At 41.1% G+C, this 12,952-nt stretch carries 6 protein-coding genes; all 6 read left to right on the top strand.

Going from position 1 to position 12,952, the window contains the following annotated elements:
• Positions 1 to 40 precede the first annotated feature (40 nt).
• Complete coding sequence (locus tag WC615_RS08565; protein WP_372977693.1) at positions 41 to 2,470, top strand: ABC transporter permease; 2,430 nt, start codon at positions 41 to 43, stop codon at positions 2,468 to 2,470.
• A 49-nt stretch (positions 2,471 to 2,519) separates the two neighbouring features.
• Positions 2,520 to 4,934, top strand: coding sequence for an ABC transporter permease (locus tag WC615_RS08560; protein ID WP_372977692.1), 2,415 nt, complete (start codon positions 2,520 to 2,522; stop codon positions 4,932 to 4,934).
• Positions 4,935 to 4,961: 27 nt separating this feature from the next.
• Positions 4,962 to 7,358: an ABC transporter permease gene (locus tag WC615_RS08555; protein ID WP_372977691.1), complete on the top strand. Its 2,397-nt coding sequence runs from the start codon at positions 4,962 to 4,964 to the stop codon at positions 7,356 to 7,358.
• A 34-nt stretch (positions 7,359 to 7,392) separates the two neighbouring features.
• Positions 7,393 to 9,777, top strand: coding sequence for an ABC transporter permease (locus WC615_RS08550; protein ID WP_372977690.1), 2,385 nt, complete (start codon positions 7,393 to 7,395; stop codon positions 9,775 to 9,777).
• A gap of 71 nt (positions 9,778 to 9,848) precedes the next feature.
• A complete protein-coding gene (locus WC615_RS08545; protein ID WP_372977689.1) occupies positions 9,849 to 12,215 on the top strand; it encodes an ABC transporter permease in 2,367 nt (788 codons plus the stop codon).
• Positions 12,216 to 12,294: 79 nt separating this feature from the next.
• A partial coding sequence (locus WC615_RS08540; RefSeq protein WP_372977688.1) for an ABC transporter permease occupies positions 12,295 to 12,952 on the top strand: 658 nt, incomplete at its 3' end.

Here is a 12,952-nt window from a genome sequence, read left to right as displayed (position 1 = left end):
GGTATATGTTTTAGCCTTTATAAAACATAATACCATAGCTATGTTTAAAAACTACTTTAAAATTGCCTGGAGGAATATCATTCGTCACAAGGCTTATTCCATTATAAATATCTCAGGTTTAAGCGTGGGTATCGCAGCGTGCCTGCTCATATTTGTTGTGCTTCAGTTTGAGCTGAGTTACAATACCTTTCACAAAAACTTTAAAAACATATATCATATTGTTACCCAGCAAAATGAAGCTGATGGTACTACATACAATCCCGGTGTATCCATACCTGCTGTTGATGCTTTACGTACAGATTTCCCACAGTACAAATTTGCCGCGCTAAACTCAAGTTATGGCAGCCAGATCACTGTCCCGGGTGCCAATTCGACTAATTCAACCGATAGCAAAAAGTTTACAGAAAGTATCGGGGTGTTTTTTATGGAGCCGCAGTTCTTTGATATTTTTGATGCGGAATGGCTGGAGGGTAACAAACAAGCGCTTGCTGAGCCAAATATGGTGGTTATTGATCAAAAGACCGCCATCAAATACTTTGGCGACTGGAAATCCGCTATGGGCAAAACCCTTAAAATGGATAACCTGCTTGATTTGAAGGTAGCAGGCGTTATAGCTAATTCGCCAGAGAATAGCGACATCCCTTTACGCGTTCTGGTATCGTACATCACTGCCAAACAACACCGTAATGAATATGGTATGGTTAGTGACTGGCACTCTATAAGCAGTAATCACCAGATATTTACACAATTACCGGCCAATGTAAGCGCCGAAAATTTTTCCAAACAACTGGTAAACTTCACCAGCAAAAATACCGATCTAAACAAAAAGAAACAGTTTAGAATCCACCTGTTGCAACCACTTGGTGATATGCACTTTGATACCCGTGTAGGTAACACATTGGGCGACCACATGACCAGCCGCGCTACGCTGAATACATTAACCTTTATTGCCATACTCATTATCATTATGGCATCTATCAACTTTATTAACCTGTCTACTGCCCAATCCGTAGGCCGTTCAAAAGAAGTTGGTATCCGTAAGGTTTTAGGCAGCAGCCGTAAGCAACTAATAGCACAGGTAATTGGCGAAACCTCCCTTATCATTTTTGGCGCTGTAATATTGGCTGTTGCAATGGCTAAAATTGCATTGCCTTATCTTAAAAATATAGCCAGCGTACCTGATGATATCTCCCTGTTAAGCATGGGTTCGGTCTTATTTCTGGTAGTTACCATGATTGTGGTAATATTATTATCGGGTGTGTACCCCGCTATGGTAGTATCGGGCTTTAAGCCGGTATTGGCGCTTAAAAACAAAATAACAGCCGCATCAATAGGCGGTATACCCTTACGCAGGGCTTTGGTAATAGCGCAGTTTGCTATTGCCCAGTTGCTTATTATTGGTACCATAGTCGCTGTTAACCAAATGAATTTTGTGAACGAGGCCGATCTTGGCTTTAATAAAAGCGCGGTGCTGGTAATACCCGGTTCGTCAGATAGTATCAGCCTGAGCAAAATGCAATCATTTAAACAACAACTGTTGCAAAACCCGCAGGTTAAATCGGTAACATTCGCATCAGATGCCCCATCGTCTGAAAATAACTGGGGTACAAACTTTTATTTTGACCACTCTGAAAAAGATCCAACGTTTAACACCTTCCTGAAATATGGCGATGCCGATTACTTTAAAACCTATGGCTTACAGTTTGCAGCAGGTAAAGGCTATGATGTAAGCGATACAATAAGGCAGGTTGTAGTGAATGAAACATTTATTCATAAACTGGGCATCCAAAAAGCAGAGAACGCAATAGGTAAAACCGTACGCTTAGGCGGGCGTGGTACCTGGGCTACCATAACAGGTGTTGTAAAAGATTTTAAAACCAATTCGCTGCGCGATGCCGTTAAGCCGATCGTAATATCGCCCAGCAAAAAATTCGAGAGTCAGATAGCGCTTAAGATAGAAACCAAAAACCTGACTGCTACTGTTGCCACTTTACAAAAAATGTGGGAAAACACTTATCCTGAATATGCCTATAACGGTTTCTTTTTGGATGAAAATATTGCTCAGTTTTACCGCCAGGAAAACCAGTTGGCTATGGTTTATAAGATATTCGCTTTTATAGCAATTTTCATTTCATGCCTTGGCTTATATGGGCTGGTATCGTACATGGCAGTACAGCGCACCAAAGAGGTAGGCGTGCGCAAGGTATTAGGCGCGTCTGTATACAGTATTGTGCTGCTATTCTCAAAAGAATTTATGATACTAATAGCTATATCATTTGTCATAGCCATGCCGGTATCATGGTATATGATGAGTAACTGGCTGCAAAACTTTGCCTACCGTATACCATTAACCGCTGGCGTATTTGTGCTGGCAATTGCATCATCTGTAATAATAGCCTGGGTAACGGTTGGTTATAAAGCCGTTAGGGCAGCGCTGGTAAACCCCGTTAAAAGCTTGCGCAGCGAGTAATTGAGATAGGTATACAGACTTAAGAATTAGAATTTAGAATTTTCATGATATGATCAGAAATTATTTAAAAACGGCCTGGCGTAGTTTATTACGTAACAAAAGTTACACCATCATCAATATTATAGGTTTAGCCGTAGGTGTGGGCGCCTGCTTACTTATATTTTTGGTGATAAATTTCCAAACAAGCTTTGATAACTACCATACACAGAAAGACCATATTTACCGTGTATTGGCTAAGCGTACCTCATCTGAGGGAGTGAAGTATCGTGCCGGTGTACCATTCCCAACAAGCAGGGGGATGCGGGTAGATTATCCGCAGATACCGCTCATAGGGTCGATATTTGACGATGATAATAAACAAATGAGTATTACCTCGGCAAGTGGGGAAATAAAAAGATTTAAAGAACAGGATGTGTTTTTTACTGAACCACAGCTTCTTAAAATATTTGATTTTGGCTGGCTTGAGGGTGATAAGAAAAATGCCCTGGTAGAACCAAATACCATATTAATAAGCCAAAAGATAGCCGAAAAATATTTTGGCAATTGGGAAAACGCAATGGGCAAAACCATTAAATACGATAATAAATTAGACCTGAAAGTTACGGGCATACTAAAAAACCCACCCACAAATACAGACCTGCCTATCAATATTGCAATATCTTACAGCACCCTTAAATATACTGATTACAAAGATAATCAGGAGGATTGGGGCAGCACATTTGGGTCGCATTCCTGTTTTGTTTTGCTACCCAATAACATAAGCGAGGCAAATTTTAACCAAAACCTGGTGGCATTTATTAAAAAGCACAAACCCAATGATGTTAAAAGGGATGCCATGCTTCTGCAACCATTATCACAAATGCATTATGATACCCGTGCCGGGCTTTACACCGGCCAGGTGTTTAGTAAGGACCTGATTAAAGCGTTAAGTCTTATAGGGTTATTTTTGTTAATTATTGCTTGCGTAAACTTTATAAATCTTGCTACTGCACAGGCTGTTAACCGCTCTAAAGAGGTTGGTATCCGCAAGGTATTAGGTAGCCAGCGTAAACAGCTTATACTACAGTTTTTAAGCGAAACTTTTATTATCACCCTATTTTCTATAACTGTTGCTATAGCTTTAAGTGAACTTTCCTTACCCGCTTTAAACAAATTGCTGGATATTCAACTTACCCCTTCTTTTGTTACAAACCCGGTAGTGCTATCATTCCTGGTAGCTGTTTTGGTTGGCGTTACGTTATTATCGGGTATATATCCTGCGTTAATATTATCAGGCTTTAACCCAATTACCGCACTTAAAAACAAAATTAGTAGCAGGCGTTCAAATGGTATAACCTTAAGAAGGAGCTTGGTTGTATTACAATTTGGTATTGCACAGGTTTTAATAATTGGCACTATCGTAATTATAAGTCAGCTAAACCACTTCAAAAATTCAGCTTTAGGCTTTGATAAAGAAGCCATTATAACCGTTACCATGCCAGGCGATAGTTTAAGCCGTTTAAAAATGAATGCGCTCAAAAGTGAAATACTACAACAACCCGGGGTTAAAGGCTTAAGTTACAGCTTTGCCAGCCCATCCGACAATATGAACTGGGGCAGCCCAATTAAATATGACAATGCCGAAAAGGAGACCGACTTTAGAGTGAACATGAAATGGGCTGAGGCTGACTATTTTAACCTTTATAACATGAAGTTTGTTGCCGGCAGGCCTTACATAAAAAGTGATACAGTAAGAGAATATGTAGTTAATGAAACATTACTTAAAAACCTTGGTGTAACCAACCCTGAAGATGCTATTGGTAAAACCATTAATATATGGGACGATAAAAACCTGACACACAAAATTGTTGGGGTTGTAAAAGATTTTAACGTTTCATCCTTACGCGAACAGATCCCGCCTGTTATTATGGCATCATGGAACGGCCAGTATCAGATAGCTAATATTAAGCTAAAATCAACCAATGTTAAGCCAACACTGGCTGCTATTGAAAAACTTTGGACGGCGGCATTTCCCGAAAATATTTATGAATATAAGTTCCTGGATGAAAAAATAGCAAGCTTTTATAAGAAGGAAGATCAATTATCGCAGCTTTATAAAATATTTGCCGGTATGGCCATTTTCATATCCTGCCTGGGTTTATATGGTATGGTATCTTTTATGGCCGTACAGCGTACCAAAGAGGTAGGTATCCGCAAAACATTGGGGGCATCGGTCGCTAATATCGTGTACCTATTCTCAAAAGAATTTACATTGCTTATTGTTATTGCGTTTGCAATTGCTGCGCCTATTGCATGGTATTTTAGCCATCAATGGCTGCAGGATTTTACCTACAAAATAACGCCGGGGGCTGGCATATTCGTTATATCTATTGCATCATCCGTTATTATAGCCTGGATAACGGTAGGTTACAAAGCAATAAGGGCCGCATTGGTTAATCCCGTAAAAAGTTTAAGGAGCGAATAAAAGCTCAGCATAAATAATATTGAGATCATGATAAAAAATTACTTCAAAATAGCCTGGCGCAATCTGTGGAAGAACAAGGTGTCGTCGGTAATAAACATTGTGGGCCTTGCCATAGGTATGGCAGCTTGTATAGTTATCCTGCTGTTTGTAGCGTACGAGAAAAGCTTCGACCGTTTTCATGGCGATAATATCGTGAGGCTTAATGAAGTTCAAAAATTCCCTGGGATGGCCGCATCACAAAAGGTGGGATTATCAATGTACCCGATGGCAACGGCGCTTAAGGCCGACTTCCCCGAGGTGAAAAACTATACCCGCGTAAAATGGGACCGCAAATACCAGATGACCTATAACGAAAGACGGGTATTTGTACCGCAGGTATTAGCGGTTGATTCGACTTTTTTAGACATCTTTAATTTTAAGGTGATTAAAGGTAATGCAAAGGATGCTATTGAAAAACCAAACAGCATAGCCATCACGCAGGAAACCGCCGAAAAATTATTCGGTAAAGAAGACCCCATAGGTAAAGTAATAAATCATTTTGGCGGCGATACCTTGAAATTTACCGTGACCGCGGTAATGGCAAACAGCCCCAAAAACTCGCAATTACAGTTTGATGCCTTGTATTCGCTAACCGGCATCCACCAAAAATGGATGGACCGTTGGGGTGGTAACTGGTTAAATACCTATTTAAAGATGGCGCCCGGCACTGATCTGAAAGCATTTGAGGCCAAGATGCCTGCATTTGTTAAAAAACACATGAAACCCGAGCAGGCAACATACTACCAATTGTTTTATCTGCCGCTTAAAGATGTGCACGCCGGTTCAACAGATATCGGGCTGGATTATTTGAATTTCCAAAAATTCGATCAAAAATCAACCAATCTGTTCGCCATTATAGCTTTTATAGTACTGGTTATTGCTTGTGTTAATTTCATGAACCTGTCTACCGCACGCTCTGCCGACAGGGCAAAAGAAGTCGGTATTCGTAAATCTATAGGAGCAAACAGGCCGCAGCTGGCTTTCCAGTTTCTGGGCGAAACCATTTTATTGTCGCTATTGGCATTAGTGCTTGCACTTGCCCTGGTTGAAATAGCTTTACCATATGTAAATAATCTTAGCCTGCGCGATATTTCGCTGCCGGTGTTCAGCCAGCCGTCATTCCTGCTTGTAGTTTTATTGAGCACTATTGGTGTAGGTATTATTTCGGGCATTTATCCGGCTTTGTTCTTATCATCGTTTCAACCGGTAAAGGTTTTAAAGGGATCGGTTGATACAGGTAAAAACAAAGGCACATTGCGTAATGTATTGGTTGTTGGCCAGTTTACCAGCGCGGTATTCCTGATGATAGCTACCGTGTTTGTAGTAAAGCAATTAAAATTTATGCAGGAGAAAGATCCCGGCTTTACCCGCGAGCAGGTGGTTACCGTACCAATGGATAAGATTTCGGGCCAAAAGTACCCGTTATTTAAACAACAATTATTGGGTAATACCTTAATTGCCGGCGTAACGGCTTCGCAAGATCAGCTCGGAAGTCACCTTGATCAATCGGGGGCAACTTTTCAATATAAGAACGACCCGGTGAGAGAACTTGGGGTTACACAACTTATTGTAGATAACGACTACATGAGGCTTTATAACATTAAGATAATAGAGGGTAAGGATTTTTCCAAAGATAAGTCGGGCAATGGCCGCGAATATATTATAAATGAATCTATGGCTCATGAGCTATTGCGAGACCATCCCAAAGCTGCTATATCTACGCTGATCGGGCAGCGTTTTGGTTTCGATTCGCTTGGTGTAATTACCGGTATCGCTAAAAATTTCAACTTCAATTCTCTTCATTACAAAGTAGAGAACCTTTTAATTGCGAACCAAAGCGATTGGGGGCTTACAACTGCTTCTATTAAAATAAAACCGGGCAAATCAAAAGAAGCCGTTGAGTTTATAAAGGCTACCTGGAAAAACATTAACCCCGATTACCCCTTCGAGTATCAGTTTTTGGATGACCATTTCGCGGAAGTTTACCGTGCAGATAACCAGGTAAGTAAAATAGTAGGCATACTTGCCGGTTTAGCTATCCTCATATCATGCCTTGGCTTGTTTGGCCTGGCATCCTTCTCGGCCGAAAAAAGGGTGAAGGAAATAGGGGTGCGCAAGGTATTAGGCGCATCAGTAAAAAACATTGTATTGTTACTATCTGGACATTTTATAAAACTGGTATTAATATCAAACCTCATAGCATGGCCACTTGCCTGGTATGTTATGAACCACTGGTTGCAGGACTTTGCCTATCGCATTAATATAACCTGGGCCACATTCGTATTTGTAGCGCTGGTATCGGTATTTATAGCTCTGGTAACCATTAGTTTCCAATCTATAAAAGCAGCAATAGCAAACCCGGTTAAAAGCCTCAGAAGCGAATAATATTTATTATTAAAAAGATACAGACCAAACCATCATGTTAAAAAATCACTTTAAAATAGCATTGCGTAACCTGTGGAGGCACCGTGTTTTCTCGTTCATAAATATCACAGGCCTGTCGGTAGGTATAACGGCCTGTTTCTTTATATTTATGTATGTGACTTTTGAATTGAGTTATGATAAGTTCCATACCAAAGCCGATCGCATCTACCGTGTAGTTACCGATATTAAAACCCCCTCAGAAACTATAAATACTGATGTTACCTCGTGGGCGTTTGCGCCAAACTTAAAAACCGATTTCCCCGAGATTGAAGCGTTTACACGTGTAAGTGGTGGTAGTTTTTTAGTTAGAAAAGGGAACGTTAAATTCCAGGAGGAGCGGACACTTTTTGCCGACTCAACCTTTTTTAAAGTGTTTGATTTTAAGCTGTTAAAGGGTAACCCAAAAACGGCGTTAACAACACAGGCAAGTATTGTATTTACCAAAACTGCTGCTAAAAAATATTTTGGTGATACCGATCCTGTTGGCCAAACCGTACTGCTATCCGGCGATGCCATCCCGGCATTGGTGACCGGTGTAATGCAGGATATGCCCGAAAATTCGCAGATAAAGGCGGATATGATCATATCTATGGTAACGCTTACCCAAAGGTTTAATAAAGGTATTGAAGAGCAATGGGGCAATTATGGCGCAACCAGTTACTTATTATTAAAACCAGGCGTAAACGCAAAAAATCTGCAAAGCAAATTTTCTTCATTTATGGAAAAGCGTAACGGCGAACAAAGCCGCAAATCGCAAATGTTTGCCACTTTACTGCTGGAGCCTTTAAAAGATGTTTACCTGCACAGTAAAAGAGGCGGGCAGGAAGTAGGCAGCATCAGCAATGTTTACATTTTTAGTATTGTAGCTGTATTTATATTGGTAATAGCCTGCATAAACTTTATTAATTTAACTACTGCACGTTCTGTAGAACGCGCGAAAGAAGTGGGCATACGCAAAGTAGTAGGCGCTTTAAAAGGCGAACTGGCCAGCCAATTTATTGGCGAGTCCGTTATATTGTGTTTGATCGCTTTTGTGGTAACCATTATACTATCGGTACTGTTGTTGCCGCTGTTTAACCAGTTATCGGGCAAAATTGTTAGTCCGGGTATATTCTCAAACATCACTAATGTTCTTATCCTGTTTGGCATAGCTGTGTCTATAGGCTTTTTAGCGGGTATATATCCTGCTATGGTGCTATCATCGTTTAAACCGGTTATGGTTTTAAAGGGGAGATTTTCTACCGGCACAAAGGGCAACTTGTTACGTAAAAGCCTGGTAGTTGCGCAGTTCAGTATTTCTATAGCGCTCATCATCGGTACCATCATCGTGTATAACCAAATGGATTTTATGCGTAACCGCGATCTGGGTTTCTCGAAAGATCAAATGGTTGTGATAAATACAAATAGCGATGCAGGTAAAGATGCTTTCCAGCAATCTATCAGGGCAATACCGGGTGTAAAATCCGTAGCATTATCATCAAGCGTACCGGGTGGGGGTAATAGCGGTGCTTATTCAGAGATCGAGAACAAAAAAGGTGATTTGCAAATTGCCAACCTCGACCTGTATTTTGTTGATTTTGATTACCTGAACCAGTTTAAAATAAAAATGGTAGCCGGCAGGCCGTTCTCTAAGGATTTTATGACCACCGATACCTCGCAAGCTATGATATTGAACGAAGAAGCGGTAAAGCTATTCGGTTATAGCTCGCCGCAGCAAGCTATTGGCAGGCGATTTAAACAATGGGGCCGCGAAGGTAAAATTGTAGGTGTAATGAAGGATTTTCACTTCCGCTCGTTACAGGAAAAAATAAAACCTTTAAGTATGCGGGTAGAACTACGCGCACTTGACCTGGTATCTATAAAGGTTGATGCTAAAAACCTGCCTGCAACGCTGGCGGCTATTGAAAGTAAGTGGAAGGAAGTTATCCCTAACAGGCCATATAGCTATTACTTTTTAGATGAGTTTTTTGACAGGCAATACCGCGCGGAGCAACGCTTCGGTAAGCTGTTCTTCAACTTTGCCATATTGGCTATTGCTATATCATGTCTTGGCTTATTGGGGCTGGCATCATACAGCACCTATCAGCGTACCCGAGAGATCGGGATCCGTAAAGTATTGGGCGCCTCTACACCGGGTATTGTAAATATGCTATCGGCCGATTTTATGAAACTGGTAGGAGTATCCTTTTTAATAGCGACGCCGGTAGCCTGGTATTTTATGCACAAATGGCTGCAGGATTTTGCATATCGTATTGATATACAATGGTGGGTGTTCGCGGTATCGGGCATACTGGCTATGATAGTAGCGCTTGGCACTATCAGTTTCCAGGCAATAAAAGCAGCGATAGCCAACCCGGTAAAAAGCCTTCGGAGTGAGTAGTGATTTATTGAATTACTGACGTAGTAATTCAATTTATAGTTTAGGGATTAGCTTTTATAATTTATAAAATCATGTTAAAGAATAACTTTAAAATTGCCTGGCGCAACCTTACAAATAACAAAGTTTATAGCACTATAAATATTATGGGGCTTGCAGCGGGTATGGCCGTGGCTTTATTGATAGGGTTATGGGTAAGCTACCAATATTCTTTCGATAAGTATCTGCCAAATTACGGTCAATCGTACCAGGTAAGGCGCAATTTTAACAGTAATGGCGATACACTTACCTTTAGCAGCACATCGCTTAAACTGGCCGACGCACTTCGTAATAATTATCCCGAAATAGAATACGTTGCCGAAAGCGATGGCGGCCGCGAACATGGCTTAATGGTTGGCAATACCAAATTGCTGTTAACCGGTAAACAAGCCGGGGCTGATTTTTTTAAGATCTTCAGTTTTCCATTCATCGAAGGCAATGCCGATGGGCTAAAAGACCCATATTCAATTATACTTACGGAGTCGTCCGCTAAAGCTTTGTTTGGCAGCAAAAGCGCCATGAACCAAATGGTGAAGGTAGATAACAAGAATAATTTAAAAGTTACCGGTATTATTAAAGATCTGCCGGCTAACTCATCGTTGGCATTAAGCTACGTTATCCCGTTCAGTTATTTTGAGATTGTTGACCCGGGTGTGAAGGCGGCACGTAAACAAAGTTTTGGCAGCAACGGCTTCGAACTTTTCGCAAAACTTAAAAATGGTATAAAATACAGTCAGCTTGCTCCAAAAATTAAAAACATGGAGAAGTATGAAGATAACCTTAATGCTAAAAACTCCGACGTTATTATGCAGCCAATACAAGATTGGCACCTTTACAACACTTATATAAACGGCAAAGCCTCGGGTGGTTTTATAGAGTATGTACGCATTTTCAGCATCATTGGCATACTTGTATTGATGATAGCCTGCATCAATTTCATCAACCTAACCACCGCCCGGTCAGAGAAACGCGCCCGCGAGGTAGGTATCCGCAAAGCCATAGGATCGCAACGCAAGCAGCTGATATTGCAATTCTTAACAGAATCGGTACTGGTTACTTTTGTGGCATTTTTGTTTGCTGTGGTTATTGTTCAGTTAGCGTTACCATCATTTAATACGCTTGCCGGCACAGCTATCTTTTTGCCTTATACCAACGCATGGTTTTGGGTTATCACATTGGGTTGTACGTTTATTACAGCCATTGTAGCTGGTAGCCGCCCTGCTTTTTATCTTTCATCATTTAACCCGGTGCAGGTTTTAAAAGGCACTATACAAACAGCAAGAGGTGCATCACTATCGCGTAAGGCGCTGGTTATAATACAGTTTAGCTGTTCAATTGTACTTATTATCAGCACTGTAATTATTTATCAGCAAATACAACACGCCAAGAACAGGCCTACCGGTTATGCAACAAACCGCCTGGTTACCAGTACTACCAATGATGATATTAATGCAAATGCAGCGGCTATAAAACACGCCCTGCTGCAAAGCGGCGCGGTAGCATCTATCACCACATCATCAAGCCCGGCAACGGGTGTTTACTGGCACAGCGATGTAGATAACTTCCCGGGCAAAAATGCAGGCGAAACGGTAGAGATGGGGATGATAGCGGTATCTGAAGATTATTTTAAAACCCTTGGCATGCAACTAAAAGAAGGACATGATTTTATTGGGAACGCTAAGGCCGATAGTGCCAATGTGATATTGAACGAGGCAGGGGTAAAGCGCCTGCGATTAACTAATCCTGTAGGGCAAACCATTACCGAGTTTGGCCGGAAAATGAACATTATAGGCGTGGTAAAAGATGCCCTGATGGATTCCCCATTCCAGGCGGCAGACCCAAGCCTTTTCTTTTTTGATGGCGGCAGTAACATTATTTACCGCTTATCGCCGGGGATGAATACCCATGAGGCGATTGAAAAAGTTAGCGCCGTATTCAGTACCTACAGCCCGGCAAGCCCGTTCACTTATCGTTTTGTTGACGACGATTACAATCAAAAATTCAACTTGGAACTATTGGTGGGCAAACTGGCGGGGATATTTGCAGGCCTTGCCATATTTATATCATGCCTTGGTTTATTTGGCCTGGCTGCTTACGTTGCAGAACAACGCACAAAAGAGATTGGGGTACGTAAAGTACTTGGGGCTACTGTAGCACAGGTTTGGTTGCTTTTATCAAAGGATTTTGTTTTGCTGGTGGTGATCAGCTGTGTTATAGCATCGCCTATAGCCTTGTATTTTTTACAAAACTGGCTTAATAAATATACTTACCGTATTACAATTGGCCCGGGTGTATTCATTATATCTGCCGTAGCAGCAATTACCATAACGCTTTTAACCATTAGCTACCAGGCTATAAAAGCAGCTATTGCTAATCCGATAAAAAGTTTAAGAAGCGAATAATTATAATAGAGTTGTAACCGCTGTTACAGTTTCATCGTCTACAAATAAATATTTAGTTAAGAATTAAAGATTTAGCATCATGATAAAAAATTATTTCAAAATAGGGTGGCGTAATATGATGAAGAACAAGTTCTTCTCATTCATCAATATATTTGGTTTATCGGTAGGGCTGGCATGTTGTATGCTTATCGCCCTGTATCTGAATTACGAAACAAGCTTTGATACGCAGCACAAGAACGCGCCTAATATTTACCAGGTAATAACCGCTTTTGTGCAAAACGGCAGCAAGCGTATGAAACTCCCGAATACGCCTGCACCAATGGCCGGCGCTTTAAAGCAGGAATACCCGGAAGTTGTTGAAAGCGCCAGGTTGCTAAAACTTTTTATTGACGATAAAACTATTATACAGTATAACCCTGCAAACGGCGAACGCAAATCTCTGCTTGAGCAAAACGGCTTCCTTGCCGACCAATCCTTCTTTAAAATATTCACTTATAATTTTACCGAGGGTAATACGACAAACGCGTTAACAAATCCGCGCACCATCGTTATATCAAAAAAATTAGCCGAAAAGCTTTTTGGTAACCAACCCGCGCTAAGCAAGGTTATACATGTTAACAGCAATACCAACGGCGAGCAGGATTACACCATAACAGGTGTATTTGATGACGGCAAAGTACCATCGCACATCAACGCTAATTTCTTCCTTTCGGTAGGAGGAGGCTCAATGGAGGGCT

Origin of the sequence: Mucilaginibacter sp., assembly GCF_041663085.1 — a bacterium.
Taxonomy (GTDB): domain Bacteria; phylum Bacteroidota; class Bacteroidia; order Sphingobacteriales; family Sphingobacteriaceae; genus Mucilaginibacter.
Note: the sequence above shows the minus strand (reverse complement) of the source record. Positions and strands in the feature narration are given on the sequence as shown.

What these genes read in the sequence shown, in the direction of transcription:
- WC615_RS08545 (WP_372977689.1), top strand. Translation starts at nt 9,849, where the DNA reads ATGTTAAAGAATAACTTTAAAATTGCCTGGCGCAACCTTACAAATAAC.
- WC615_RS08560 (WP_372977692.1), top strand. Translation starts at nt 2,520, where the DNA reads ATGATCAGAAATTATTTAAAAACGGCCTGGCGTAGTTTATTACGTAAC.
- WC615_RS08565 (WP_372977693.1), top strand. Translation starts at nt 41, where the DNA reads ATGTTTAAAAACTACTTTAAAATTGCCTGGAGGAATATCATTCGTCAC.
- WC615_RS08555 (WP_372977691.1), top strand. Translation starts at nt 4,962, where the DNA reads ATGATAAAAAATTACTTCAAAATAGCCTGGCGCAATCTGTGGAAGAAC.
- WC615_RS08550 (WP_372977690.1), top strand. Translation starts at nt 7,393, where the DNA reads ATGTTAAAAAATCACTTTAAAATAGCATTGCGTAACCTGTGGAGGCAC.